The following is a 25,561-nucleotide window of genomic DNA, read 5'->3' as shown; positions in this document are numbered from 1 at the left end:
CCATTTCGCTTAACCGGCCTTCTTGTCGTGACTTGTTAGGCCCGCTTCGGCTGTCTGTTGATCAGCTTCAGATGACCCTTTTTTCAGTTGCTCATTAAGGCGTAATAATCTTTCTTTATCTTCTATTGTGAGCATCTCCCAACTCGTCTCCCGCTCACTTTCATCAGTGAGTTTTTCTATCACTCCGTTTGCTCCCATTCTCATAAACAGACTAACCAGAGTCGCTCTTTGTTGGCGTGTTAAGGCCTGATAAATCATGGACCAAGCCAAGGATAAGTGCTCATCATTCTGAGTCCCAGACTGTGCTGGTGTGCCTGTAAATCCGATATAATTTGATGCGTTCTCTTCTAACTTCAGACCTTTAGCATCATCTATGTTGCCCTTGTGGGCCTCGTCAACCAATATTCCAGTAGCAAGCCATTCAAGAGGCACTCCTTCCACATGTGATATTTTTATTGCCACATTGAGTGATGGTTCTGTGCCGCGCGTAAGATAGTTATTCAAGGTTGAGAATGCCAGCCCCCAGTCAGCCGCAGCAGCTCGCACTGTACGGTGGCCAATTAGCTTCCGAATGCGTGAAGCAATGCTTTCTTTGCCTTCATCACTAATAGCAAAATCACTTTCTCTTTCCTGTTTCATTTTCCTTTCCTATAACTAGTTGATTTTTCTGCTGTACTCATAAAAACAAACCGCCAAACTCAAAAAGACAAAAGAAAGCGGTGTTTTTTGCTTTACATGCTCCACAAGTGGATCAATACTTATGCCAACGGATAACCCATGCGGATTATCCGCCCGGTTAACTTTTTAGGGTAATCGAAGTATGGAAAGAAATGAAGTACAGCGTGACTGGCATCGCATTGATATTGTCGCCGAGCTGCACAAGCGTGGCGTCACTATGCGCGGCCTTTCCGCCAGCGCGGGACTCAAACCCGACACGCTGAAAAATGCGCTGGCACGCTCTTATCCAAAAGGAGAGCGCATTATTGCAAATGCTCTCAATTTAGAACCCGCCAGTATCTGGCCAAGCCGTTACAACAAGGACCTGTGACATGTTCGTGACTGTTAACGAATTAGTTGGCGTCCCTGGATTGCCAACAACACAACAAGGACTGCGATACAGTCTTAAAAAAAGTGCAGGCAACTCCCCTGAACTGGTTCGCAAGCGTGCTGGCAGCAAAGCATTCGAGTACCACATCGACTGCCTGCCTGAACAGGCGCGTGAAATAGTCAAAGCCCGGCATTATCGGGAGGTGTTGAAACAGTCTGATTGCTCACCCGCTCCAGCGGCACCAAAGCGGGAAGTCACCACGACCCGTGATGAGCTGGCGTTATTACGGCAGTGCCCGGTATTGCTGGAGCGTGAAGTTTCCGACCTTACCGAACGCCAGAAACAGATCGCCGATGCGCGTGCATTATTAGCCGCAGAGGTTGAGCGCCTTCGGGATATCGGTATGTCTCGCGCATCGGCGGTTGAGTTCATCGCCAAAGAGTCACGCAAGGGTTCACTCCCGGAGAACATCCAGGCTGCGGCTGATATTGCCAATGCCCGTAAAGGCTCCAGCCGCCGTGGCGTGGGTGAAAGAACACTCCAGGAATGGCTGTCTGTTTACCTTTCAACCCGCCCTGGTATCGAACGCCTTGCTTTACTGGCCCCAGGCCATCTTAAAGCGCGTAAGCCTGAACAGATTAAGTGGCTCCCTGATTTTCTTGCTCACTGGCGGAAACTCTCAGGCCCTTCCCTGGTGGATGCGTGGCGTTCATTCAAGACTGAATGGCAGGCTATCTATGCGGGACAGCCAGCGATGCTCGCCGTCTGCCCGTCTTATGATGCCGTTCGCCGTGCGATGGAAAAGTTGCCCAAACGTGAACGCGCTCGCGGCCGTATCAGCGGTTCAGCGGCTCTCGCCTTTGAGGTTTACCAGAAACGTGACTGGTCACAGATGCCTGTAAATGGTTGCTGGATTGCGGATGGTAAATCGCTGGATATGAAAGTTGCTCATCCGGTCCATGGCCGCCCATTCACGCCCGAACTGACGCTGGTGATTGATGGACGAACCCGCTTCCTGGTGGGCTGGAGCCTGGCGCTCTCGGAGAACGTCATCGCCGTAGCGGATGCCTATCGCTACGCCATGAAATTCCACGGGAAACCTCTGTTCGTCTATTCCGATAACGGTGGCGGTGAAACAAACAAAACGCTGGATGCTGATATCACCGGTATTTTCACCCGCATGGGTATTGATCACCCGACCAGTATTCCTGGCCGACCTCAGTCTCGCGGGATTATCGAACGCCTGAACGCCGTAATACCGAGAGCGATTGCCAACAAATTTGATACTTACAACGGATTCGGGGCCGACCGTGAGCATGTCCGGATGACCGGTCGCGCCATCCAGTCAGCGATTAAGGCTCAGGAGAATGGCCGAGAGCTCACGAGCGTACAGCGTAACGCGCTGCGTAAACTGCCGTCATGGCAGATGCTGCTGGATACCATTGCTGAGGAAGTCGACAAATACAACAACCTGCATGAGCACAGCGAGTTACCGAAGCGTAATGGTGTTCATATGACGCCAGCACAGTACCGTCGCGAGGTTCTGGCCACTGAGGGTGACGAGATTGAATATCTGACGGATATCGAGCTTCGTGAAGCCTTCATGCCAGAGATGTGCCGTACCGCCCAGCGGGGCTGGATTGATCTGATGAACAACCAGTATTTCAGCGCTGACCTGATACAGGTCGATGGTGAAGAGGTTCGTGTTGCCTATGACATTCACGACCCTGCCGCCGTCATCATTCGCCGTATGGATGGTACTTATGTCTGCACCGCTATCTGGAACGGCAACAAGCGTGCCGCGCTGCCAACCAGCATGATGGATATCGCCGTTGAGAAACGCCGCCAGCGTCGTCTGAAGCGCATCGACGAACAGCGAGAAGAGATTGAAGCAGAGGCGCGAGGACTGCTGCCAGAAAGCGATATGTACCCTGATTTCGGCGCATTAATACCATCGGATGCCGAGCGTATTAATGATGACCGGGAACACGTGTTCCTGTTCGAGTCAGAGCGAGAAGAATGGCTGAAAAGTCAGGGCAATAAAAAAGCGGCCTTCTGACTGGACATCACAGGCCGCTGATTTACTAAAACAGAGGAAGTAATTATGTCAGCTAAAAATGAACTTGTCGAACTGATGAAAGCAAAAGGTCTTAACCAGACGCAGGTCGCCCGCGCTATTGGTAAGAGCTCTGCCGTAATCAGCCAGTACCTGAATAATAAATACGACGGCGATATTGCATCGCTGGAAAACGATATTCGTAGCTTTATCGATCGTCAGCATGAAAAAGAGCGTTCGGCACGTATCAGCGTCAAATTTGTTGATACCCCAACAACGCGCAAAGCCGTTGATGTTATACGCATGGCGCATGTCGAAGGTGATATCAACGTGCTTTACGGCGAAGCCGGTCTGGGCAAGACGATGATTTGCAAAGCCTACGTCTCTAAATACCGGGATGCGTTGCTGATTGAGGCCGACCCTGGCTACACCGCACGCGTAGTTCTGGAAGAACTCTGCAACCTGCTGGGGCTCAGTACCCGCGGCAATATGCATGAACTTAGCGAAGCCTGCATCAACAAGCTGCGCGACTCCGGGCGCGTGCTGATTATTGATGAAGCTGAGAACCTCCCTCTGCGTGCGCTGGAATCTATCCGCCGCATCCATGACAAAACGGGGATCGGCATCGTCCTGGTTGGTATGCCTCGCCTGATTCTGAACCTCAAGGGCAAACGCGGTGAGCTCGTACAGCTCTATAGCCGTGTCGGTTTCGCCCTCAACCTCGGGCATAGCCTGCCGGGTGCTGATATTGACGTCATCGCCAGCAGCGTTCTCCCGGATGGCCTGAATGAAGACCTGAGCAAAGCGCTGTTCAACGCGTCAAAAGGTAATGCTCGCCGACTGTTCAAGCTGCTGCGCGGTGCAGTTCGTACCAGTGCAATGAATGATGTTCCGGTCAGCGGTCATATCGTCAATCAGATAGCCGAAATGCTGATCCATTAATCCGGATTTAAGGAGGTTTTATGCTGACTTTAACATCAGATAACACGCTGGTTTCAGCGCTGTATCGTACCGAAGCTGTTGTCGTTTCCCTCCAGGCTCGTGGCGTGGAAGTGAAAGGCATCGTGGTTCGGGAAGGTCAGCCGGTCATTCGTATTCAGCGCCATGCCATGTGTGATTACCTGCTCAGCAGCGGTAAAGCCAGCTACATCGAATATGGCCAAGGGAAATCGGGTAAATACCGCCAGGGCCTTTTCATCCAGGACGGCTGTCGTGTCGTCTGGTCAGAATCTATTCATTGAAGGAGAAAATAAGTGGCAAAAGTCGTGATCAGCATAACCGATGCACCGCACGGCATCAGTGTGGAGTGCCAGGTTGTTCCAGATGAAAAAGACAGTGAGCTGACCCAGAAGGTCGCAGCCACTGTGGGGTATGGTCTGGCGGGCCATGTCAACGAAAAAATCCGTAATGCAATCCAGAAAAAGGGGAAGTCCAATGTCCACTGAATATCAACAATTTACTGATAAACCCGTACCAGCTGGTTATTGGGTTGATGCCAAAGGTGCCTTAATCCCAGAGCATCTGATTAAGCCGATTGATAAAGAGCGTGATCAGCTGGTTAAAGAACTGGTGTTTCATGCCAAAAAAGTGAATGAAATTCTCACTGAGTTTAAGAAGCGTGGTTTTACCGATATTGCCGCGTTTGTTGATCTCTCTGCTAATGAATACGGTGTGAGTGTCGGCGGGAAAAAAGGCAATGTCACCCTTTACTCTTATGATGGGTGCTACAAAATCCAACGAGCCATGAGCGACAAAATGTCATTCGATGAGCGTATTCAGGCAGCAAAAGAGCTGATTGACGCCTGCCTTTCAGACTGGACAGAGAATGCCCGCCCTGAAATCCGGGCGCTGATTAATGACGCATTCCGCGTTGATAAAACTGGGTTTATCAGAGTTGCAGAGGTTTTGAAACTGCGGAAACTCGATATTGATGATGAGCGCTGGCAGAAAGCGATGACTATCATTGGTGAGGCACTGCAACTGGTCGGAACGTCATCATACATTCGGGTCTATGAGCGTATCGGCGACAGTGAGAAATACCGCCCGATTGCCCTCGATATTGCCAGTGCGGGGGTGTGATATGTCTGGAAAGATTAAAGAAAATTCAGCCCGCAATAACTACGGATGCTATGCCACCGGCGCGATTCGTGCCGAACGTAATGGCGAATATTCCAGAGCCGCTGAGTTATGGGGTAAAGCGTTGATGTTTGCTCGTGGTACTTCCGGTCGATTCTGGGCCACTCGTCGACTGGAGTTCTGCGCGAACGCGGCTACTCGCGGTTGGGGGATTCCGGATGAAAGCTAAAGAGTTCAATCAGCGATACCCGGTTGGTAGCGTCTTTATTTATCAGCCAAATCCGGTTTTACGTGGCGGTAAGGTCGTCAGCACCGTTGACCTGGCTCGTGACTGCCGCGATGTATCAGTAGTTGAAATAAACCAGGAACCTTATTTCGCCAATATTAAATCGCTGATTCCTGCTGTCTGAAATAACTTTTAATTAAACCTGTTTTAAATATGGCGTAAACCCGCCGGGGCTGGCTTACGCCTGAATTAAGGAGTTCTGTAATGGAAAATAAAGAGAAATATCTCCAGCGTATTAAAAAACTGCTGGCAATGGCTCGTAATAACTCCAGTGCTGAAGAAGCAGCACTAGCGCTGAGACGTGCCCAGCGCCTGATGGAAACTCACAAACTGACTGAAGCCGATGCGGCGATGATGGATATCAACGAGGCATCCACTCAGAAAGCCCCATCACATGCTGAAAAGATGCCTGAATATATGGCGCTGCTGGCTCATATGATAGCGCTGGCATTCGGGGTTAAGTTCTATACCACCCACGGTCATGAGCGCTGGGATGCTCCAGCAAAACGAACCATCACCTATTACGGACCGGACGAACGTCCGCAGGTTGCAGCTTATTCCTTCGAGGTTCTTGGCAAGCAGCTGGCGAAGGCCCGTCGTGAATACACCGCCACGTTGCGTAAAAATATCAAACCCGCCACCAAGGTGGCTCGTGCCGATACGTTCTGCTCTGCCTGGGTGAATGGTGCCTATGCCGTTATCAGTGACTTTGCCGTCACTGAGGCCGAAGAGACTCTCATGGAGAGCTATAGCAGTAAAAAACTGAGTCAGGGCATGAAGAAACTGGAGCCTCGTAAACCGGGAAAAGCCAGCGGCACCGATGATGCAGCTAATCAGGGTTATCGGGCTGGCCGCAATGCGCAGTTACATCATGCTGTGACGGGGTCTTCAAATGCTGTAGCTCGAATTGAAGGGGGGCCTCAATGAGAGATATCACCGCACTGGCGCAACACCTAAGAGTGTATGCCGAAGAATTCAGTTATCCGGTTCTATCTCCTGATGATTGCAAAACGCTGGTAGATGCGCTGGAAGCAAGACAACCACACCACAACGGCCTGATGCAGCTCTCTAATGAACTGGTGATGGCTAAGCAGAGAATCGCAGAACTGGAGTCCGGCACAACCACCGCGTCGCAGAGCGATTACTTTGCCTCTCTGGTGGCAATGGCTCGTGTTTCAGCAGAAAAAGCGATGCGGAAGTTCCCTCAGCCGAACTACGTGCTTCTTAAGGTTGCGGAGGAAGCTGGCGAGGTCGTGCAGGCCGGGGTCCATTACGCAGAGAAACGGATGGAGTGGCAGCAGGTAGAGGGCGAGATTGTCCAGCTGTTGGCAATGCTGATTCGCCTGGTGACGGAGGGCGACCAGATTAATGGCATCACACCTCCGGCTGCTGGCATCCAGGTTATCGAAGGGGATAATTATGACTGAACAACAGCGCAAGCCGGTGGTATTCATCGCCGGGCCGATGACCGGGTATCAGGATTATAACCGGGCAGAGTTCGACGCCGAGGCTAGTGTCCTGTCCGATCGAGGCTTCACCGTACTAAATCCGGCGATACTTCCTGATGGCCTTGAGCACCAGCAATATCTGGCAATTACGCTGGCGATGCTGGAGCAGGCTGATTCCGTTTTCCTCCTGGATGGATGGGAAAAAAGCCGGGGTGCAATGCAGGAATTTCAGCGGGGCCGTGAGTTAGGTCTGGTATTTATGTTTCAGTCATGGGAGACAGCAACCCTCGCCATTATGCATAACCGCTACTCTCCTCGGGAGGTGACCAGTGAATAATGTTATTGGATGCCAGTTCCTGGACAATGGCAATCGACGCATCTGGCATTTTCGAAACACCAGCCAGGTTGTTGAATACCCCAAATTACCTCTCCGAATTCGATTCCAGTTTTTTGATGCTCATAACAGGAAAATTCGCGGCAAGGCCGAGCAAAGTGAAATGAGAATAGCCATTGACCATTATCGGAAGTTACGGGGGATTAAATAATGGATATCGGCTGGGTTTTAATTCTTATTATTTTTTATTTTCACCTGGGCTGGTGTTGGGTCAGCGTCCTGGAACGTATTAATCCAGATTACGTCTGGTCGCCTCTCAAGCACACCGCCGCACTGCTCCTTTGGCCATTCAGTCTAATCCTTGTCGATGCGGGAATGGAGGATACTCATGACCATCACGATTGATAGCATCTGGATTTTGCTTGGAATAGCGTGTGTTCTGGGGTTCGGTGGCTATCTGGGTGTTTACTGGGCTGTTCACTTTATTCTGGCCAGCAAAAATATTGGGTTTTGGTTAGCTGACAAAATTATCTGGCCGCTGTACCTAAAAGTTAAGGCATGGGGGCAAAAATGGACGAAATGACAGCGCGTGAACGAGCTCGCTTGCGTAAGCAGCGTTCCCGAGCAAGCCAGGCTAAAACATCTGGTTTAAACCGCTTTGAAATCATTATTAACGATCAGGAGCTGGCCGCGCTTGAGCGTGGCCGTGTAAACCGTAACCCCGGACGTGAACCTTATAGCCGTAATGAATATATCGCACTATTGCTGCTTAATGATGCTCGTCAGTTACAACAGCAAGAAGAGAACACTCCTGCATGTAAAAAATGTGGTTCAAAACCGCCAGAGCATTGTGGTGGGGCTTTCAAGGGGGAGCATAATTGCTGGTTAACGCTGAAATGTCTGAAGCTGAACTTAACCAGTGTGACTGGTCACAGTGAAAATAATGGTGAGGTGTGACCATGTTAATTAATAAGAAGGCGTTAATTGGGGCAATTAAAGCGGGTCAGAAATGGCTTCTTTGGGATGATACTACCTATCGCAGCACTATGCAGCGAATTACCGGAAAAACATCAAGTACGAAATGTACACTTGAGGAATTACAAAAACTACGCGAATATATGCATGAGCAGGGATTTCCCAGAAAAACATCCAGGAAGCATGGCCGCAAGCCTAACGTCGCCAAATCGCGTAAAGCAATACTAAGTAAGATTGAAGCGTTACTGGCAGACTCGGGACGCCCCTGGCAATATGCTGAGTCCATAGCGGAACGAATGTTTCATCAAAAAGTGATTGAATGGCTTGATGATGAACAATTAACCAAGCTGTTACAGGCTTTAGTCATCGACGCGAGACGACGCAATAAGTAATAATAAAGCGGGAAGACAATAGTTCTTCCCGCTTTTTGATCCGGAGGGTATATGGAACTTGAGAAGGTTAAATCGCTTTTGCCGGAAACGGTACTTGATATTGCTGGCCTGATTGGTTTTCCGGCAACGGCATTGCTGATTAAAGCCCTTGGAGGTACGACTATACCGTTTGGCAAGGGGGTTCGTGCCGTTGGTGCACGTCGCATGGGACTACTCAGAGATGCTGTCGGCGACGAGAATACGTTTATCCTGACAAAACATTTTGGTGGCCTTCCTCCGGTTTATCTTCCTCGCTGTGATCGTGCCCTCCGTGAGCTGCGTAACCGTTCATTCATTGTTGAGTTCGAAGCCTTACGTGAACAAGGTCTATCTTCCTTACGTCTGATGACTGAACTGTGCCCTAAGTATGGATTCAGTGATCGTTTTGGTTGGGAGTTACTTGCCGCAAAAAAAATAAAACCGATTCCGTCGCAAGAACAACTTTTTTAGGAGCTTCAATGAAAATCAGAATGCTTATGATTTTGCTTGTTTTGAGTTCTAGTGCTTTTGCCGCACAGAAAGAGAACGAAGATATAAAAAATGCACGTTTACTTATGGCTAAAACAAAATACTTAGTATCTAGATTTGATGATGCTATCATTTTGAATGGTCAAGGAAACCCATCATCACTATTAGCTTTAAATAAAGATATGGGCGATTTGTATAAGGATGGTATTAGAAAATATGGGATGTCAGCTGAAAATGGCTTTAAAGTCTCACCATTTTCTGATTGCAGTACGATGAGCACAGCTGCATACAATCTCTGGCAGGAGAAAAAATCCACATTAACCGATAGTGCTAAAAATGTAGAACATGTCAATTCTACTTATATTAACGCTTATAGCGATTGCAAGAGGGCAATACAGTCCTTCTTGATGCATGAGAATGCAAATGCAACTGATGAGAAAATAACAATTATTGACGTTCCATAATTTACCACTGAACCTCCTCATTCTTATCCAGCACCTAAGGAAGGTGCGAACAAGTTCCTGATATGAGATCATCATGTTCATCCGGAGCGCATCCCAGAGGGACATCATGAGCCATCAACTCACCTTCGCCGATAGTGAATTCAGCACTAAGCGCCGTCAGACCCGAAAAGAGATTTTCCTCTCCCGCATGGAGCATATTCTGCCATGGCAGAATATGACCGCTGTCATCGAGCCGTTTTATCCCAAGGCGGGCAATGGCCGACGGCCCTATCCGCTGGAGACCATGCTGCGTATTCACTGCATGCAGCATTGGTACAACCTGAGCGACGGTGCCATGGAAGATGCCCTGTACGAAATCGCCTCCATGCGCCTGTTTGCCCGATTATCCCTGGATAGCGCCCTGCCGGATCGCACCACCATCATGAATTTCCGCCACCTGCTCGAGCAGCATCAACTGGCCCGTCAATTGTTCAAGACCATCAATCGCTGGCTGGCCGAAGCAGGCGTCATGATGACCCAAGGCACTTTGGTGGATGCCACCATCATTGAGGCACCCAGCTCTACCAAGAACAAAGAGCAGCAACGCGATCCGGAGATGCATCAGACCAAGAAAGGCAATCAGTGGCACTTTGGCATGAAGGCCCACATTGGTGTCGATGCCAAGAGTGGCCTGACCCACAGCCTAGTCACCACCGCGGCCAACGAGCATGACCTCAATCAGCTGAGTAATCTGCTTCATGGAGAGGAGCAATTTGTCTCAGCCGATGCCGGCTACCAAGGAGCGCCACAGCGCGAGGAGCTGGCCGAGGTGGATGTGGACTGGCTGATCGCCGAGCGTCCCGGCAAGGTAAAAACCTTGAAGCAGCATCCGCGCAAGAACAAAACGGCCATCAACATCGAATACATGAAAGCCAGCATCCGTGCCAAGGTGGAGCACCCGTTTCGCATCATCAAGCGGCAGTTCGGCTTCGTGAAAGCCAGATACAAGGGGCTGCTGAAAAATGATAACCAACTGGCGATGTTATTCACCCTGGCCAACCTGTTTCGGGTGGACCAAATGATACGTCAGTGGGAGAGATCTCACTAAAAACCGGAAATAACGCCAGAAATGGCGGAAAAAATAGCCTAAATAGGCTGATTCGATGTGTTTGCGGGAAAAAAATCGGCCCAGATCCGCGAAATTTTAATCAGCGAGTCAGCTTTGGAAGAAATGACCTGCTTATTCGCACCTTCCCTAACCCAATGAAATACTGACGCCATCCCTAATTAACCGGATGGCGTCATGCTTTTAACTCAATCACAATTTCAGAAGGCAGCAGGCATTTCAGCCGTTGTCGCTGCCCGCTGGCTGGCACCTCTTTGTGCCGCTGCTAATGAATTCCAGATTAATACCCCAAAAAGGCTGACGGCATTCATTGCTCAGGTCGGTCATGAAAGCGGTGGCTTTAACACTATTAGCGAGAATCTCTATTACTCCGACGCTGAGCGTGTTGCCAGAATCTTCCGAAGCGATTTTGATCTTAATAAAAACCGCATCATTGAACCCGCTGAAGTCGAATTTGCACGTCGATATATCCGAAACCCAGAGAAAATGGCGAATTACGTTTATGCCAATCAGGGTGGTAACGGTAATGAAGCTTCCGGCGATGGCTGGCGTTATCGCGGCCGTGGGCTAATCCAGATCACATTGCGAAATAATTACCGGGACTGTGGTAAAGGCCTGGGGCTTGACCTGCTTAATAATCCAGACCTGTTGCTTGATTTCAATCAGGCTGCCCGAAGTGCGGCATGGTACTGGAGGACGAACGGCTGCAACGAGCTGGCCGACAGTGGCAGTTTTCTGGCTATCACCCGCCGTATTAACCCTCCTGCACAGGGACAAGCTGATCGTCAGGCACGTTATGACGTGGCTAAGGCAGCGTTATGCGTCTGATCTCCCTGGGTGACCTCATCACCAATCCCGGCTCTGGGCGGCTTTCCACCTCCGACACCATCATTCTGGGAGCCTTCCTTATCAGCTCCTTTGTGCTCGTCTGGGTCACGGTCACCCGAACTGAGATTGCGACTGAATTGTACTGGGCTTATCTGGGCGCGTGGGTTGCTCAGAGCCAGGCATCGAAACACATGTCCATTAAACGAGCCAGAGAGGTGAACAATGTGGGCGATAACCCTGAAACTTCTCAAAAGTAACTGGAAATCACTTCTGCTAATCGTCGTTCTGTCGGGTGGTGGTGTATGGCTGGGAACGCTCATTACGCAATCGCAGTTGAGTGACCAGGCGCTTGCGTTCAGTAAGGAAAAATCGACGCTTATCAGCGAGTTTAACACGCAAAAATCACAGTGGGATCAGGAGCGTATTACCGCCGCGAACCAGTATGCGTCCGACCTTAAAGATGCGCTGGCGTCGCAACAAGCCTGGCAGCGTAAAGCTGACGAAATAAGCCGTCAGCTCGCGGAACAGGATGCATCCCATCGTCGGGAAGTAAAAGACCTGAAAGAGAGGCTTAAAAATGCGATTAAAAGCGATGGTAATACTTATACCGGTATTGGCCCTGCCAGCCTGCAACTCTGGCGTGAAGCCCTCGGCTACCCCTCAGCCCAAACAGTCCACGCTGGTCACCATCTGCCAGAAACCACCGGCAGCGCTACTGGTGATACCGGAGATGCCCTCCGCGCCGGTGGCGGACTCTCTCCCTCCGGGATAGTTGGTCATAGCGCGGAATATGGCAAATGGTGCCTGTCACTCCGCGACCGTCTGCAAGCTATTAACGATTACTACAGGTGAAAGGAGTGAACACGGTAATGACTCTCGACACGGCCTTCCAGATTGCTGTGGGACTGGCCGCACTCTTTGGCGGCATTTTTATTCGCCGCCTGAATCAGGATATTCACGACCTCGAAAAAGCCGTCGAACGCATCCGCGACGAGTATCAGCGCCGCGAAGATGCCCGGACGAACTACACAGCAATGATGGATGCGATGAAAGAGCTGCGAGCGGCCATTGAGCGCATCGATAACAAACTCGACAGGAAAGCCGACAAATGAAAGCCAGACAAAAGCGCCGTACCCGCCGTATCCCGATTGCCAGCAATGAGCACGAAACGCTGAACCGAATCTCTGCTCAGCTCGACCGTCTGCAAATGCCAGTTAACCCCGATATTCTGGGCGGTATCAACGACAAGCTGGAGCGAATCGACTCCCGTTTATCAGCCATTAATGCCGATGCAACCCGTCATGGCGCAAAAGCCGGGGCTATCGCCGGTGGAGTTACTGGCGGTCTTATTGCTGTAGCCATCCTGTTAATCCGCGCAAAGCTGGAGCTATAGGTATGGCTCATCCGCAGGAAACACGGGAAAAACTGCGACGGTCGTACATCTTCAGCCAGATGTCGCTTGAAATTGCGTCAGCACAGGCAGGTGTTGCGTTTGCGACAGCGCGGCGCTGGAAGAAGGAAGCGCAGGATACGGGGGATGACTGGGACAAACTGCGGGCTGCTCACATTATGGCGGGCAACGGGCTGGAGGATATTGGCCGCGCCATTCTCACCGGTCTGATGACACAGTACCAGGTCACGCTGGAACTGCTTACCACCAATACCGACCTTCAGGCAGATAAGCGCGTTGAACTGCTGGCAAGCCTGGCAGATGCCTTCAATAAAGCCGTTGCAGCCAACAAAAAGATTCTGCCGGAGGTTAGTCAACTGGCGGTGGCGCTGGATGTGATCCAGAAGCTGAGCACCTTCGTGGCCGAGCATTACCCGCAGCATCTTGCTGCGTTCGTTGAAATTCTGGAGCCCTTCGGGGGCGAAATGGAGAAGCATTATGGCTGACAAGTTGATTCGCGTTAACTCGCGTGTAAGCGTCATGGCGAGCCAGGTGGCCTACGTAGAGTTACCGGAATTCCGGGATGAAGTGAACGTCCACCTGCTTGACGGGCGCATCGAATGCCTTGAGTTCTCCCTGCGTAATGAACGATGGGCCGCGAAAGACCGGTTTGAAAAGGCGGTTAATGACGCTTTAAATGGGGTTTAAGCCTGTGTCCAGTGGTAAAAAACTTTCCAGTAAAGATTTCCTCGCCGAGCTTGCCGAGCTGGGGGCCAGCCTTCGTCGGACCATCGAGGCCGAAGATGTTGGATTTGATCCGAAGCCTGCGGCGATAGCCGTTCGCCGCGCAAGCGTAGCTGACCCAGTCACCGGCTTTGAGTTTTTTGTGCAGAACTACTTCCCGCACTATGTTCGCCATACCGCCAAAAGTGAGCTGCATAAGCATCTCTACAGTCGCCTGCCAGAGATTGTCCAGGCAACGACCGGGCAGAACGATGCCATCGCTGCACCTCGTGGTGAAGCTAAATCCACCATCGTTAGCCAGCTGTTTGTTATCTGGTGTATCGTCCTGGCGCTCAAGCATTACCCGGTCATCATTATGGACTCGATAGACCAGGCTTATCCGATGCTTGAGGCCATCAAGGCCGAGCTACAGTTTAACCCGCGCCTGCTGATGGATTTCCCCGAAGCAACGGGCGGTGGGCGTGTCTGGCAGATGGGCACAATTCTCACCCGCAACGACATCAAAGTTCAGGTGGCCGGTAGCGGTAAAAAACTGCGTGGTCTGCGCCATGGCCCATATCGTCCTGACCTGGCTGTACTCGATGATATCGAGAACGATGAACAGGTACGTAACCCGGAGCAACGTGACAAGCTGGACAACTGGCTGAAAAAAACCGTACTGCCACTGGGCGGCGCGGGTTCTAAGTTCGATGTGGTCTATATCGGCACCATTCTGCACCACGACTCGGTACTCTCCCGTACCCTCAAAAACCCGCTATGGAAGCGAGCCCGTTTTAAGGCACTTATCAGCTGGCCACACAACATGGAGCTGTGGGACAAGTGGGAAGAGATACTGCGTAACAATGATGAGGATGGTGAAGCACTGGCGCAGGCTTTCTACACAGAACATGAGGAAGAGATGGAGGCCGGTGCGATTGTCTCATGGGCTGCAAGACCGCTTTATACCCTGATGTTGATCCGCGCCCGTGATGGTCACAGTACCTTCGATGCCGAATATCAGAATGACCCGGTTAGCGGTGAAGATGCACCGTTTGCGGGCTGCATTCAGTTCTGGGTTAACCGCCTGGCAGAGTGGCGCTTCTATGGTGCCCTTGACCCCAGTCTTGGTAAGGCGGGAAACAGTCGTGACCCCTCGGCGATCCTCGTCGGTGGATATAACCGTTTTACCGGCATACTTGATGTGGTCGAAGCCCGTATCCGTAAGCGTGTGCCTGACATGATTATCTCAGACGTCATTGCGCTACAAAAAGAATACCGCTGTCTGGTCTGGGCCGTGGAAAGCGTCCAGTTCCAGGAGTTTCTGCGCACTGAACTGGTGAAGCGTTCTGCTGCTGCGGGTGTCCCGGTTCCTGCCCGTGCTGTCATGCCGCATACCGATAAACTCCTGCGTATTGAGTCCCTTCAGCCACATATGGCCAACGGACTTATCCGTCTGCACTCCACCCAGAGCACACTGATTGAGCAACTGCGCCACTTTCCTAAGGCTGACCACGATGATGGCCCAGACTGTCTTCACATGCTGTGGGCACTGGCGGTCTCAGGCGCGGGTAATTTTGAATTTAAAGCCGTTCCCCGCCGTGGCCATGGCGACCGGTTCGGCACATCCGGAGGATGGTAATGGTACAGATTCTCGACCAGTATGGTCGCCCTCTTGATCGTCAGGTCCTGAAGGCCCCGCAAACGGCAAAGACGGTACAGCTCAACCGCAGCTGGCCAACGCATCCGTCGCGCGGTATCACCATCTCAAAATTACCGCGCATCCTTGAGGCTGCTGAGCAGGGAGACCTTGCCGCCCAGGCCGATCTCTTTGAGGATATGGTGGAGCGTGATGGTCATATCTTTTCGGAGATGAGTAAGCGAAAGAATGCGCTGCTCACCCTGGACTGGAGTATTGAGCCACCACCGAACGCCACCGAAGAAGAGCGTAAAATAGCCGAGATAGTGTCTGGCTGGTTTGCTGAAATTCCCGACTTTGAGGACATCACCCTCAATGCGGCCGAGGCTATCGGCCACGGGTTCGCTGCGATGGAAATCGAAAAGTGGGAACTCGCCGACGGCGTCTGGTTGCCGGTGAAGATTAAATTGCGTCCGCATCGCTGGTTCTGTACCACCCCCGATAAGGGTGACGAAATTCGCCTGAATGACGGCACAATGGACGGCGCTGAACTGTGGCCGTTCGGCTGGCTGGTGCATACCCACAATGCCAAATCAGGTTATATCTCGCAGTCCGGGTTATACCGTGTACTGGTCTGGCCATATCTCTTTAAGAACTTCGGCGTTCGTGACCTTGCTGAGTTTCTGGAAATCTATGGTCTCCCGGCTCGTATTGGCACTTACCTCCCCGGTGCTACCGAAGATGAGCAGGATAAACTGATGCAGGCGCTGGTATCGTTGGGGCATAACGCCTCGGGCGTCATCCCTGAAGGGACAACCATCGAGTTTAAATCGGCGGCCAGCGGGCAATCAGATCCCTTTATGGCGATGATTGACTGGGCTGAACGTACCGAGTCCAAGGTCATTCTGGGCGGGACGCTGACCAGCCAGGCTGATGGTAAGAGCTCAACTAACGCGCTGGGCAACGTACATAACGAAGTCCGCCATGATCTTCTCACTGCCGATGCCCGCCAGATAGAGGGTTTTTATCGTGGTTTCATCCGCATGTTACTGGCCATTAACGGCTATGACATCAGCTCCCGCCGACAGCCTCGTCTGGTCTTTGATACACGGGAACTGGAGAGTATTAAGGACTTTGCGGAAGGTGTGGCTACCCTGGTTGATCGCGCCGGTCTGGCGTCTATTCCGGCATCATGGGTGCATAAAAAGGTTGGCATTCCTGAGCCGCAAAAAGGTGAAGTCGTGCTGGCAGCTCCCGCACGCAATGCAACAATGGCGGGATTGTCTTTGCAAAATGGTGCGGCCTGGTCGAACTTCACCGCACTCAGTACCCGTACCGATATTACCGACCCGGCACAGGATGCACTGGATAAGACCAACCCAGGCATCGCCATTGGTGAAGCCATGGAGAAACTGATAGCACCGGTCATAGCGGCATTAAATCAGGGACAGTCTCCCGATGAAGCGCTGGACATTATTGCTGCCAGTTACCCGTTACTGGATGATTCGCAGCTACAGCAGCTGCTGAAGCAGGCTCTGTTTGTGAGCGAAGTCTGGGGACGTCTCAATGCCGAAAGCTGATGTTGATCTCAGTTACGCCATCGGTCTGAAACCCGAAGAAGCGATTGAGTATTTCAAATCCAAAGGCTATGCCATCGGGTTTAACTGGCATGACGTTGAGGCCAGCGCTCACGCTACGTCGTTTACTGTCGCGGGCGTACTGAAGCAGGATGTGCTGGAAGATATTCACGCAAGCTTACTCAGCATGAAGGACAGCGGCGGTACATTGCGGGACTTTGAGCGACAACTGACCCCCATACTGACCCGCAAGGGGTGGCTTGCCGATAAGGCGAAGCTGTTGGCCGATGATGATGGTGTGCTGGAGGGCAAGCAGCTGACGCCCCGCCGCCTTCGTACCATCTTTGAGACCAATATGCAGGCGTCCTATGCTGCCGGTCGTTATGCTGAACAGATGGCGAATACTGAGTTTCGCCCTATCTGGGAGCGTGTTGCGGTTATGGATACGCATACCCGCCCACTTCATGCTCGTCTCAATGGGTTTACCGCCCGCTATGATGACCCAGTCTGGCAATTCATGTACCCGCCAGACGGCTATCACTGCCGCTGCCGCATCCGTGCCAGAACAGAGGCTGATGCGAAACGCCTCGGTATCGAAGTGAAGTCGTGGGCAGAAGATATCGTGACCGTTCAGCAGGCATGGGGACCGAAAGAGACCCGCGAAGTTAAGGCTCTGCGCTACAAAGGGGAATTGTATACGCCTGATGCTGGCTTTGGTCAGAATCCCGGCCAGGGATGGTTGTCGTCACTGGGGCAACGTCTTATGGATAAATCAGCCACCACCACACCGCGTATCGCGAGCGAAGCTATCCACCAGACGCTCTCTGATAAAACCGTATTAAATGCTGTTTCCGACGATGTGCGCCGCTGGGTGGATCAGGTTAGCCTGCGCACGTCTACTCGTGGTGACCTGAAGCGCGTCGGGGGCATTTCTCCGGCGTTGTTGACCCGTCTGGAAGAGCGCGGCATTCGTCACCCGGTGACACTCAGCATCCACGAAGCCGATGTTAGCCAGGCTCCTGGCCCTCTATGGTCCGAGCTTCCAGCGTTGCTGGCGTCGCCCGAAGACGTTTGGCTCGATGGCGACAATCTGCTGTGGACGTTGTTCGGGGATAGCGGCACCCGCGCCGTTCGGGGCACAGGCACAGCAGACGGCTGGCGTCTGTCACTGGTCAACGGCGGCGACGTTACCAGGGCACAGGATATATCTGATGGCGCAGTATTACTGAGTTCAAAGCGATGAGCTATACCATCACCTATGACACCGGTGATTTTGAGAAGTCGCTGGGTAAGCTGATAAACGAGCTTGAGAACCGGGAACCCATCATGCGCGAGCTGGCGGCAGCCATGGCAGATGCGGTGGAAGAAAACTTCGCTCGTGAAGGCCGTCCGGAGTGGATGGGCTGGAGTCCCCGATATGCACGCAAACGTCATGGCGGTAAAATTCTGCAAAAATCCGGGAGACTGGCCAAAAGCATCACCCAGTACAGCACCAATGACGAAGCGGTTGTCGGCACCAATGTCAAATATGCCCGTATCCACCAGGAGGGTGGCGAAATTAATATCGCCGCCCGCAGCCAGCAGGCCTATTACCGCCAGCATAAAAATGGCAGTGTCGGTAACCGGTTCGTCAAAAAGTCCCGATCCAACTTCTCTCAATGGAACACCATCGGGGAATACAAAATCACGATGCCAGCCAGACCGTTCCTGCATCTGACCGAGGATGATATCAGCGGCATGGAAACGACGATTGAGACCTATTTGCAGCGGATTATCGAATAGGCCATTAAGCGAAGCGAGAGCCACCATGACGCGTTTAATGGAAAAGTGGTAGACTGATTCGTCATGCGACCCGTCAGGCGTTTTTAAAAGGGGTTTAAAAACGTTTGTCATGCTTTCTCCTTTGTTCTCTCCCTCGTATGTCTGTTTCACTTCGATAACTCCCCACTGAAGTCCCTCAGGCTAATCATCTTTTTCCCGCTGCCGTACTCTGGGCGGCATGAAAACATGTATCGCCGCTCTGGCAATTGAAATCAACAAAGCGACTCCCGGTGTCATCCAGTTGTTTCCGGCTGGTGAGTTCCGGGCGATGGACGGTCGTCCTGATGATGTCGCGCACTGGGTCATGACGGCGGAGATTGCTGCTGCGCTGATTGCTCAGGCAGATGCACGTCAGACGCCCTACATGCTGGATTATGAACATCAGGTGCAACAGGCGAAGACCAACGGTCTGCCCGTTCCGGCCGCGGGCTGGTTCAAGCAACTGGAATGGCGGGAAGGTGAAGGCCTTTTTGCGATTGACGTTGCCTGGACTGCTCGCGCGGCAGAGATGATTGCCGCCGATGAGTACCGCTATATCTCTCCTTTATTTGCTTACAGCAAACCCGATGGCTATGTGCAGCTGCTGATTAATGCTGCGCTGACCAATACCCCGGCACTTGATGGCATGGATGAGGTCATTCTGGCCGCAGCCTCGCTCCTGAGCGCCACCGACAATCCACAACCAGAGGACTCCACCGCAATGGATGAGTTACTTGAACGTCTACGCTGGATGCTGAATCTGCCGATCACAGCAACCCAGGACGACATTATCGCCGAGCTGAACAAGCTCATTGACCAGCTGTCCGGTGGTCAGGGAACGGCAGCTGCTTCAGTCAGCCTGATTGAGATCCTCGCTCAGCGTGAGCAGTCCATTGCTCAACTGAGTGCCCAGGTCGAGAGTCCTGACCCGGCTAAATGGGTGGCCGTCGATGTCATGAACAGTGCGATTCAGCAGGCAGTCGCAAAAGCAGGTTCGACGAACGAAGCCGCGCTGGCCATCCAGCAGGCAGAAACTCTCGTCACGGTAGCGCTCAGTGATGGCCGACTTCTACCGGCACAGGAAGCGTGGGCGAAGTCACTGGCTAAATCCGACCCGGCAAGCCTTACCGCTTTCATTGATAAGGCACCGAAGATTGCTGCGTTGAGTCACAGCCAGACTGGTGGCCTGCCACCAAAAGGTGCGCCTGAGCGTGAACCTGCGGGTGATGACGACACATTGAATGTCGCGGTCTGCTCCCTGATGGGCACCGACCCCGATGAAATCTCTTCTTTCTATAAAGGAGCGAAGTAATGACCGGTGATCGCAATACCCCTCATCGTGACGAAAAGCTGGGTCCTCAGCCGATGGCTGCTGCGACCGTGATTTATGGTGGTCATATGGTCGCCGTCAATGCGACCGGCTATGCCGTTCCGGCAAGTGCAGGCGCTGCGGTATCCACGCAGACGGTTCTCGGTGTATCTGATGGCTGGGCAGATAACACGGGGGGTGCTGATGGCGATGCACTGGTCATTATTCGCCGTGGTCGGGGCTTCCTTTTTGCCAACAGTACCGCTGATCCGGTAACCCAGGCTGAGGTGGGGAAAAACTGTTACGTCGTGGACAGCGTGACAGTGGCCAAGAGCAGCGACACAGACAAACGTCCGTACGCAGGCAAAGTCGCCGGGATCGAAGCCGACGGTGTCTGGGTCTATTTCTGACAGGAGAATCACAGTGTTAGTCAATAAACAGAACGTTAAATCCATTTTTATCAATCTGAAAGCCACCTTTCAGAAGGCCTTCACCCAGACCCCGTCAGACTGGCAAAAGGTCGCCATGGTGGTGCCATCCACCGGTAGCCAGAACGATTACTCCTGGTTGAGTCGTTTCCCTAAGATGCGGGAATGGATTGGTGAAAAGGTTATTAAGTCACTCGCTGCCTTTAACTACACCATCCAGAACAAAGACTGGGAAGCGACCGTTGAAGTTGACCGTAACGATATCGAAGACGATCAGCTCCTTGGTTATGCTCAGCAGGCTCAGGCTGCGGGACAATCAGCGGCAGAACTGCCCGCCGATATTGTCTTTGCGCTGCTGAGTGATGGTTTTAAAAATCTGTGCTACGACGGTCAGTTCTTCTTTGATAGCGACCATCCCGTCAATGGGGCCTCTGTCTCCAACAAGGGAACCAAAAAACTCAATGCCGATACGCTGGCCAAAGCGCAAGCCAGTTATGGAGCCGCTCGTACTGCGATGCGTAGCTTCAAGGATGAAGAAGGCGAATCCCTACGTATTAACCCGACCGTTCTGGTGGTGCCTCCGGCGCTGGAAGATGTGGCTAACTATCTGATGACGGCAGACCGTTTCCCGGACAACACCCCGAACATCTATAAGGGGACGTCTGAGGTGATGGTCGTGCCAAACCTCAAATCTGATACCGCCTGGTTCCTGCTGGATACCAGCAAGCTGATGAAGCCGCTGATTTATCAGGAGCGTAAAAAGCCGGACTTCGTCGAGCAGACGGACTACAGCAACGATAACGTCTTTATGAATAAGAAGTTCCGTTTCGGTGCCGAAGCACGTGCCAACGGTGGCTACGGTTTCTGGCAGATGGGCTATGGCTCTGATGGGAGTGTTGCGTAATGCCGATTCAAATCACTGCGAAACGCGATGGCTTTCGCCGCTGCGGCATCGCCCACAGCGAAACCACAACCACGTACGGTGATGATCACTTCACCCAGGCGCAGTTGCAGGAGCTGAAGTCTGAGCCAAACCTGATTGTCATTGAGGTGGCAGAAGGCGCGGAAAACGGCAATGTGCATACTGCGCTGGTTGACGCCGGTAATCGTATCGTTGAGCTCGAAGCCGTCGTACTTCAGCTCAATAGCGATGCCAGCGAGTTGAAGTCGAAACTCGATACCGTGACAGCCGAACGTGACGAACTGGCGGCAAAACTGGGGCTGCTGACTGCTACCGGGAGTGATGGCGCACAGGTTGCCGAACCGGCGCAAGATACGAAAGCGGAAGCTGCCGATGAGGCAGGCTCTGCGGACGATAAAACGTCAGGCAAGAAAAAGGGTTAACCCATGTATGCGACCCGAGATGACATGGTGAAAGCGTTTGGCGAGCGGGAATGCATCGCCATCACCGACCGGGATTTAACCGGGCTGATTGATGACGATGTTATGAGCGCCGCACTGTCGCAGGCCAGTGCCGAAATCGACGGTTATCTCTGCGGTCGCTACCCGGTGCCATGGTCTGATGAACCCCGAGTTCTGGTGGGTAAGTGCTGCAATATCACGCGTTATCTGTTGTGCGGTGCCGACACCCAGATGACCCAGGAGATTCGTGAACGTTACGAAGACACCATCCGATATCTGGAAAAGGTGGCTTCCGGAAACATTTCGCTGGGGCGTACGGGAGCCGGGGCTGTAATACGCAGCACTTCCGGTGCGAAAGTCGTATCTGGTGGGCGCGTCTTCGGACGCGACCAGACGGATGGAGGCGGATTCTGATGGTTATCACGCAGATAGAGCAGGCTATCGTTGCCCGTCTGAAACAGGGCCTTGGCAGGATGGTCAGGGAGGTCAGCTCCTATGGTGGTGAGATGGATGGCGAGCCAGCTGAGGTTATCCGCCAGTTACCCGGCGTCTGGGTCACGTTTGGTGGTATTCAGAAGACTGAACGCCTCAACACTGCCCGCAATAAGTTCGTTACCTATGGCCGGTTTGTGGTCATTGTTGGCGATCGAAGCGTGCGCAGCGAAGAGGCCTCCCGCACCGGTGGTGTCGGCAAGGATGAAATCGGTACGTACCGGATGGTAGCCGCCGTCAGACGCCTTCTGTCCGGACAGGATTTTGATGATGCCGGGCTGAAAATTGATGCGTTGCTACCGGGCAAGGTTCGAACTCTGTTTAACACCCAGTATGAACGCAGCGCATTGTCTGTGTTTGCCTGTGAATTTGACACCAAATGGGTAGAGAACGCACTGGAGAATGGTCGTTTCCCTCTGGAGAATGCCCCGGTTGGCCATGAGGATAACCTGTTTACTCCGTATGGCGGCAAAACGACTGAAGATGATCCGGCGTGGTTATCAACCAATTTAAGTTATTACCTGGAGCCCGGAGATGACCGGGCTGATGCAGAGGACATTATTCCCCATGCCAGTAAAAACAGTTAAAGCCCGGGAGGGTATCCGGGTCCCGATGGAGAATACCCCGCGCCGTTATATCACCGACGCAAAGGCCATCACAGTTCCTGAGACCGCCTATTACCTGCGCCAGATTATGAATGGCGATCTGGTTGAGGTTCTCCCGGAGCAAGCAGAGCAGCCTGCCATTACGGATATTCCTGAAAAAGAGGTGAAACGTGTCCAGTCCAAACGTTGAATTTTTCGAAATCGGCAGCAGCATTCGCAAGCCGGGTAAGTACTTTGAGTTCAATACCCGCCTCGCCGTACGCACTCTGCCAGGCAACCTTCAACGGGTGCTGATGATGACGCCAATCCTGCCTACCGGAACAGCTCAACATCTGCAAATCGTTGATATCTACTCAGACGAACAGGCTGCGACATTCTTCGGGCGCGGCTCGCTGGGGCATCTGATGGCACGTGCAGCGATCAAGTCTAATCCGTACCTGTCGTTGCAGATGATCGGTTCTCGCGGAAGCCAGACACAAATGGCCGCCACAGGAAAAATTACGCTGACCGGGCCAGCAACAGCGGCCGGGGAAGTGAAAGCTACCATCAATGGTACTGATGTGACAGCCGCTGTCAGCGACGCTGATACCGCGCTGGCCGCAGCTATTACCGCAAAATCCTCGTTGCCGGTAACGGCATCAGCTCAGGCTGCGGTGGTCACTCTGACGGCGAAGCAGCCCGGAACAGCGGGTAATGCGATCACCGTCGTCTCTTCGGCAACAGCTACGGGGGTGACTGCGACCGTAGCCGATATGGCCGGGGGAAGCAGCACGATTGCCGAGCCCGCTGGCGCGGTTGCCGCCACCGGAAAGGTCACCATCACGGGTCCCGCAACCGGTAATGGTACGCTGAGTATTTATATCGGTGATACTCGTCTTGATGTGGCCGTCGCCTCCGGGGATGCCGTGGATATTATTGCCACAGGGCTTATGGCCGCAGTAGCTGCGTCTCCAGACCTGCCAGTGACTGTTACCAGTGCTCAGGGGGTGCTGACATTTACGGCCAGAACTAAAGGGATTGATGGTAACGATATCTCCCTGCGAGCCATTACGGGAGCGGCGGGAACCACAGTGGCCGTGACGGCTATGGCGGGCGGGAGCGGAAATTACGATCTTGCTCCAGTGCTCGCGGCGGCGTTCGCCGGTGGCCACAACATCGTGGTTTCACCTTATAACGATCAGCCCTCCCTGACTACGCTGCGCTCTCATCTGACCAATGTCAGCGGCCCGCTTGAGCAGCGTGGTGCTATTGGTGTCGCAGGCTGGAAGAAAAGTCTCAGTTCCGCGATTACGCTGGCGGAATCGCTTAACGAAGGCCGTATCACGCTGGGGTGGCATAACGGCTCGGTCAAGTTGCCGTGCGAGATTGCTGCTTCCTATGCGGCGGTGATCGCCTCGGAAGAAGACCCGGCCCGTCCACTTAACACCCTGGCTATGGATGCGCTTGACGTAACCGCAATGGAGAACTGGCCCGGTCGTACTGAGCAGGAAAATGCCCTGCATAATGGGGTGACGCCATTTGAAATCGGGCCAGGTGATAAAGTTCAGATCGTCCGCGCTATCACCACTTATACCCGCAACGCTGAAGGCGTTGATGATGTGGCATTACTCGACCTGACCACCATTCGCACACTGGATTACGTCCGCAAGTCATGTCGTGAGCGTATCTCCCTACGATTCCCACGCGACAAACTCAGCACACGAACGCCGCCAAAAGTGGAAAGCGAACTGCTGGACGTGTTGCTGAAGCTTGAAGAGCTGGAGATTGTTGAGAACGTGATGGCCAATCGCGCCGATCTGATCGCAGAGAAAGACTCTCAGGATGCCAACCGCCTCAATGCGCGTATTCCGGCAGATGTGGTGAACGGTCTCCATGTCTTCGCGGGTCGCATCGACCTTTACCTGTAAGGAGTGACTAAAAATGGCACTTGAAGAATACGTTGGCGCCATCGTCATGGAAGTGGATGGCCAGGAGATTGAAGTCACGGACCTCAAGGTCGATACCAATACCGGTCGTAAGCTGGTGAAAACCATGAACCGTACCGGACGAGCTAAGGGCTTTTCCCGTGGTATCGCAGAGATTCAGCTTTCTCTGACCGTGGTGATTCCGGCCTCCGGTGACCTGGACTGGGCAGGTATCGAAGGGTCGAAGATTACTGAGTACCCACTCAGCAACACGGGTAAGCGTACGTCTTACCTGGACTGCTTTACCCTGACCGTGGGCAAAACCTACAGCGTGGATAACGAAGCACGCCGCGATATCACCATGCAGGCATTACGTGAGGTCACTGAATAATGGAAAAACACGAGCTTTTATACGGCGTTAAAGCCGGTGATAAAGTGCATTACGATTTCAGCGTTGGCCTGCCGGTCGTGAAAGATACCATCGAAGCGCTGCGCCTGACGGATGAAGCCTGCGGCACCACGGAAGGTGCTTCAGCAGGGATGTACTACCGTGTGGCGGTTATGGCCAGCGCATTAACCGCTTTGGGTGACTTAGCCAAAGAAGACATCACGCCGGAGCTGCTGCTTAACGAGCTCAATGATGATGACTTCGACATCATTGATGCGCAGATTGAAGCCGCTAAAAAAAAGCGGATGCGTTTGAGCAGCGCATCAGCGGCTACCGCCTCACAGTCCTCGCACTCGGAAAATACGGCATAAGCGAGCAGCAAATCGGAAACATGACGCGTCCAGAACTGGACGCGCATATCGATGCAC

At 52.7% G+C, this 25,561-nt stretch carries 40 protein-coding genes; 39 read left to right on the top strand and 1 reads right to left on the bottom strand.

The window, feature by feature from the left end:
- Positions 1-9: 9 nt before the first annotated feature.
- Positions 10-639, bottom strand: a complete 630-nt coding sequence (locus tag H7R76_RS10690; RefSeq protein ID WP_063616978.1) for a helix-turn-helix domain-containing protein — start codon at positions 637-639, stop codon at positions 10-12.
- 181 nt (positions 640-820) lie between these two features.
- Here H7R76_RS10690 and H7R76_RS10685 point away from each other — a divergent pair, with 181 nt between their 5' ends.
- The 39 genes from H7R76_RS10685 to H7R76_RS10495 all read left to right on the top strand — a co-directional run bounded on the left by H7R76_RS10685 (position 821) and on the right by H7R76_RS10495 (position 25,504).
- Entirely contained in the window at positions 821-1,048 is a 228-nt protein-coding gene (locus tag H7R76_RS10685) for a helix-turn-helix domain-containing protein (RefSeq protein WP_001568891.1), read from the top strand.
- 1 nt (position 1,049) lies between these two features.
- Positions 1,050-3,107 (top strand): Mu transposase C-terminal domain-containing protein, encoded by a 2,058-nt coding sequence (locus H7R76_RS10680; RefSeq protein ID WP_063616979.1) that lies wholly within the window; start codon positions 1,050-1,052, stop codon positions 3,105-3,107.
- A 45-nt stretch (positions 3,108-3,152) separates the two neighbouring features.
- Positions 3,153-4,046, top strand: coding sequence for an AAA family ATPase (locus H7R76_RS10675; RefSeq protein WP_061548759.1), 894 nt, complete (start codon positions 3,153-3,155; stop codon positions 4,044-4,046).
- Positions 4,047-4,066: 20 nt separating this feature from the next.
- A complete protein-coding gene (locus H7R76_RS10670) occupies positions 4,067-4,345 on the top strand; it encodes an HI_1482 family protein (protein WP_063616980.1) in 279 nt (92 codons plus the stop codon).
- 12 nt (positions 4,346-4,357) lie between these two features.
- Entirely contained in the window at positions 4,358-4,549 is a 192-nt protein-coding gene (locus H7R76_RS10665) for a hypothetical protein (RefSeq protein ID WP_181522749.1), read from the top strand.
- A complete protein-coding gene (locus tag H7R76_RS10660) occupies positions 4,539-5,183 on the top strand; it encodes a DUF3164 family protein (RefSeq protein WP_063616982.1) in 645 nt (214 codons plus the stop codon). The genes H7R76_RS10665 and H7R76_RS10660 overlap by 11 nt, the downstream gene beginning before the upstream one ends.
- Before the next feature lies 1 nt (position 5,184).
- On the top strand, positions 5,185-5,409 hold the full coding sequence (locus tag H7R76_RS10655; RefSeq protein WP_074168272.1) for an ANR family transcriptional regulator: 225 nt from the start codon (positions 5,185-5,187) through the stop codon (positions 5,407-5,409).
- A complete protein-coding gene (locus tag H7R76_RS10650) occupies positions 5,399-5,590 on the top strand; it encodes a hypothetical protein (protein ID WP_063616983.1) in 192 nt (63 codons plus the stop codon). The genes H7R76_RS10655 and H7R76_RS10650 overlap by 11 nt, the downstream gene beginning before the upstream one ends.
- Before the next feature lie 80 nt (positions 5,591-5,670).
- Positions 5,671-6,393, top strand: a complete 723-nt coding sequence (locus tag H7R76_RS10645) for a DUF2786 domain-containing protein (RefSeq protein WP_063922158.1) — start codon at positions 5,671-5,673, stop codon at positions 6,391-6,393.
- Entirely contained in the window at positions 6,390-6,893 is a 504-nt protein-coding gene (locus tag H7R76_RS10640; RefSeq protein WP_063616985.1) for a hypothetical protein, read from the top strand. The genes H7R76_RS10645 and H7R76_RS10640 overlap by 4 nt, the downstream gene beginning before the upstream one ends.
- Positions 6,886-7,251, top strand: a complete 366-nt coding sequence (locus H7R76_RS10635; RefSeq protein WP_063616986.1) for a DUF4406 domain-containing protein — start codon at positions 6,886-6,888, stop codon at positions 7,249-7,251. The genes H7R76_RS10640 and H7R76_RS10635 overlap by 8 nt, the downstream gene beginning before the upstream one ends.
- A 207-nt stretch (positions 7,252-7,458) precedes the next feature.
- Positions 7,459-7,653 (top strand): hypothetical protein, encoded by a 195-nt coding sequence (locus H7R76_RS10630; protein ID WP_003030382.1) that lies wholly within the window; start codon positions 7,459-7,461, stop codon positions 7,651-7,653.
- The gene (locus H7R76_RS10625) at positions 7,637-7,831 is read left to right on the top strand and encodes a hypothetical protein (protein ID WP_003030380.1); all 195 of its coding nucleotides are present in this window, start codon (positions 7,637-7,639) and stop codon (positions 7,829-7,831) included. Before H7R76_RS10630 ends, H7R76_RS10625 begins: the two co-directional genes overlap by 17 nt.
- Positions 7,819-8,205: a hypothetical protein gene (locus H7R76_RS10620; RefSeq protein WP_003030378.1), complete on the top strand. Its 387-nt coding sequence runs from the start codon at positions 7,819-7,821 to the stop codon at positions 8,203-8,205. Before H7R76_RS10625 ends, H7R76_RS10620 begins: the two co-directional genes overlap by 13 nt.
- A gap of 2 nt (positions 8,206-8,207) precedes the next feature.
- Complete coding sequence (locus H7R76_RS10615) at positions 8,208-8,615, top strand: gp16 family protein (RefSeq protein ID WP_003030376.1); 408 nt, start codon at positions 8,208-8,210, stop codon at positions 8,613-8,615.
- 51 nt (positions 8,616-8,666) lie between these two features.
- A complete protein-coding gene (locus tag H7R76_RS10610) occupies positions 8,667-9,104 on the top strand; it encodes a hypothetical protein (protein WP_063922159.1) in 438 nt (145 codons plus the stop codon).
- A gap of 8 nt (positions 9,105-9,112) precedes the next feature.
- Positions 9,113-9,586, top strand: a complete 474-nt coding sequence (locus H7R76_RS10605) for a hypothetical protein (protein WP_063922160.1) — start codon at positions 9,113-9,115, stop codon at positions 9,584-9,586.
- 106 nt (positions 9,587-9,692) lie between these two features.
- Positions 9,693-10,673, top strand: coding sequence for an IS5-like element ISKpn26 family transposase (locus H7R76_RS10600; protein WP_182930037.1), 981 nt, complete (start codon positions 9,693-9,695; stop codon positions 10,671-10,673).
- Between the two features lie 195 nt (positions 10,674-10,868).
- Positions 10,869-11,519 carry a glycoside hydrolase family 19 protein gene (locus tag H7R76_RS10595; protein WP_003030371.1) on the top strand — a complete coding sequence of 217 codons (651 nt, stop codon included), beginning with the start codon at positions 10,869-10,871 and terminating at the stop codon, positions 11,517-11,519.
- Positions 11,510-11,776 (top strand): DUF2644 domain-containing protein, encoded by a 267-nt coding sequence (locus H7R76_RS10590; protein ID WP_003030369.1) that lies wholly within the window; start codon positions 11,510-11,512, stop codon positions 11,774-11,776. The genes H7R76_RS10595 and H7R76_RS10590 overlap by 10 nt, the downstream gene beginning before the upstream one ends.
- Entirely contained in the window at positions 11,742-12,371 is a 630-nt protein-coding gene (locus H7R76_RS10585) for a hypothetical protein (protein WP_063922161.1), read from the top strand. Before H7R76_RS10590 ends, H7R76_RS10585 begins: the two co-directional genes overlap by 35 nt.
- Positions 12,372-12,388: 17 nt before the next feature.
- Positions 12,389-12,631 (top strand): hypothetical protein, encoded by a 243-nt coding sequence (locus H7R76_RS10580; protein WP_182967709.1) that lies wholly within the window; start codon positions 12,389-12,391, stop codon positions 12,629-12,631.
- Complete coding sequence (locus tag H7R76_RS10575; protein ID WP_003030362.1) at positions 12,628-12,912, top strand: hypothetical protein; 285 nt, start codon at positions 12,628-12,630, stop codon at positions 12,910-12,912. Before H7R76_RS10580 ends, H7R76_RS10575 begins: the two co-directional genes overlap by 4 nt.
- A gap of 2 nt (positions 12,913-12,914) precedes the next feature.
- Positions 12,915-13,415, top strand: coding sequence for a DUF1804 family protein (locus tag H7R76_RS10570; RefSeq protein WP_003030360.1), 501 nt, complete (start codon positions 12,915-12,917; stop codon positions 13,413-13,415).
- The gene (locus tag H7R76_RS10565) at positions 13,408-13,617 is read left to right on the top strand and encodes a hypothetical protein (protein WP_003030359.1); all 210 of its coding nucleotides are present in this window, start codon (positions 13,408-13,410) and stop codon (positions 13,615-13,617) included. The genes H7R76_RS10570 and H7R76_RS10565 overlap by 8 nt, the downstream gene beginning before the upstream one ends.
- Complete coding sequence (gene terL / locus H7R76_RS10560; RefSeq protein WP_063922162.1) at positions 13,607-15,271, top strand: phage terminase large subunit; 1,665 nt, start codon at positions 13,607-13,609, stop codon at positions 15,269-15,271. Before H7R76_RS10565 ends, terL begins: the two co-directional genes overlap by 11 nt.
- The gene (locus tag H7R76_RS10555; RefSeq protein ID WP_063922163.1) at positions 15,271-16,848 is read left to right on the top strand and encodes a DUF935 domain-containing protein; all 1,578 of its coding nucleotides are present in this window, start codon (positions 15,271-15,273) and stop codon (positions 16,846-16,848) included. The genes terL and H7R76_RS10555 overlap by 1 nt, the downstream gene beginning before the upstream one ends.
- Positions 16,835-18,088, top strand: a complete 1,254-nt coding sequence (locus H7R76_RS10550) for a phage head morphogenesis protein (RefSeq protein ID WP_182967707.1) — start codon at positions 16,835-16,837, stop codon at positions 18,086-18,088. Before H7R76_RS10555 ends, H7R76_RS10550 begins: the two co-directional genes overlap by 14 nt.
- On the top strand, positions 18,085-18,627 hold the full coding sequence (locus H7R76_RS10545; protein ID WP_003030352.1) for a phage virion morphogenesis protein: 543 nt from the start codon (positions 18,085-18,087) through the stop codon (positions 18,625-18,627). The genes H7R76_RS10550 and H7R76_RS10545 overlap by 4 nt, the downstream gene beginning before the upstream one ends.
- A gap of 217 nt (positions 18,628-18,844) precedes the next feature.
- Positions 18,845-19,957 carry a phage protease gene (locus tag H7R76_RS10540; protein WP_063922165.1) on the top strand — a complete coding sequence of 371 codons (1,113 nt, stop codon included), beginning with the start codon at positions 18,845-18,847 and terminating at the stop codon, positions 19,955-19,957.
- Positions 19,957-20,364 carry a hypothetical protein gene (locus H7R76_RS10535; RefSeq protein ID WP_063922166.1) on the top strand — a complete coding sequence of 136 codons (408 nt, stop codon included), beginning with the start codon at positions 19,957-19,959 and terminating at the stop codon, positions 20,362-20,364. The genes H7R76_RS10540 and H7R76_RS10535 overlap by 1 nt, the downstream gene beginning before the upstream one ends.
- Positions 20,365-20,377: 13 nt before the next feature.
- Positions 20,378-21,286 (top strand): Mu-like prophage major head subunit gpT family protein, encoded by a 909-nt coding sequence (locus tag H7R76_RS10530; protein ID WP_003030348.1) that lies wholly within the window; start codon positions 20,378-20,380, stop codon positions 21,284-21,286.
- Positions 21,286-21,726, top strand: a complete 441-nt coding sequence (locus H7R76_RS10525) for an HI1506-related protein (protein WP_063922167.1) — start codon at positions 21,286-21,288, stop codon at positions 21,724-21,726. Before H7R76_RS10530 ends, H7R76_RS10525 begins: the two co-directional genes overlap by 1 nt.
- A 3-nt stretch (positions 21,727-21,729) precedes the next feature.
- Positions 21,730-22,158, top strand: a complete 429-nt coding sequence (locus H7R76_RS10520) for a gp436 family protein (RefSeq protein ID WP_181522747.1) — start codon at positions 21,730-21,732, stop codon at positions 22,156-22,158.
- Positions 22,158-22,823: a DUF1834 family protein gene (locus H7R76_RS10515; protein ID WP_063922169.1), complete on the top strand. Its 666-nt coding sequence runs from the start codon at positions 22,158-22,160 to the stop codon at positions 22,821-22,823. Before H7R76_RS10520 ends, H7R76_RS10515 begins: the two co-directional genes overlap by 1 nt.
- Positions 22,804-23,031, top strand: coding sequence for a hypothetical protein (locus H7R76_RS10510; RefSeq protein ID WP_032933147.1), 228 nt, complete (start codon positions 22,804-22,806; stop codon positions 23,029-23,031). The genes H7R76_RS10515 and H7R76_RS10510 overlap by 20 nt, the downstream gene beginning before the upstream one ends.
- Positions 23,012-24,748, top strand: coding sequence for a phage tail sheath subtilisin-like domain-containing protein (locus tag H7R76_RS10505; protein WP_227673963.1), 1,737 nt, complete (start codon positions 23,012-23,014; stop codon positions 24,746-24,748). The genes H7R76_RS10510 and H7R76_RS10505 overlap by 20 nt, the downstream gene beginning before the upstream one ends.
- 13 nt (positions 24,749-24,761) lie before the next feature.
- Positions 24,762-25,136, top strand: a complete 375-nt coding sequence (locus tag H7R76_RS10500) for a hypothetical protein (RefSeq protein ID WP_003030339.1) — start codon at positions 24,762-24,764, stop codon at positions 25,134-25,136.
- Positions 25,136-25,504 carry a hypothetical protein gene (locus H7R76_RS10495; protein ID WP_003030336.1) on the top strand — a complete coding sequence of 123 codons (369 nt, stop codon included), beginning with the start codon at positions 25,136-25,138 and terminating at the stop codon, positions 25,502-25,504. Before H7R76_RS10500 ends, H7R76_RS10495 begins: the two co-directional genes overlap by 1 nt.
- Positions 25,505-25,561 lie beyond the last annotated feature (57 nt).

The organism is Klebsiella sp. WP8-S18-ESBL-06 (genome assembly GCF_014169755.1).
Lineage (GTDB): Bacteria > Pseudomonadota > Gammaproteobacteria > Enterobacterales > Enterobacteriaceae > Kluyvera > Kluyvera ascorbata_B.
Note: the sequence above shows the minus strand (reverse complement) of the source record. Positions and strands in the feature narration are given on the sequence as shown.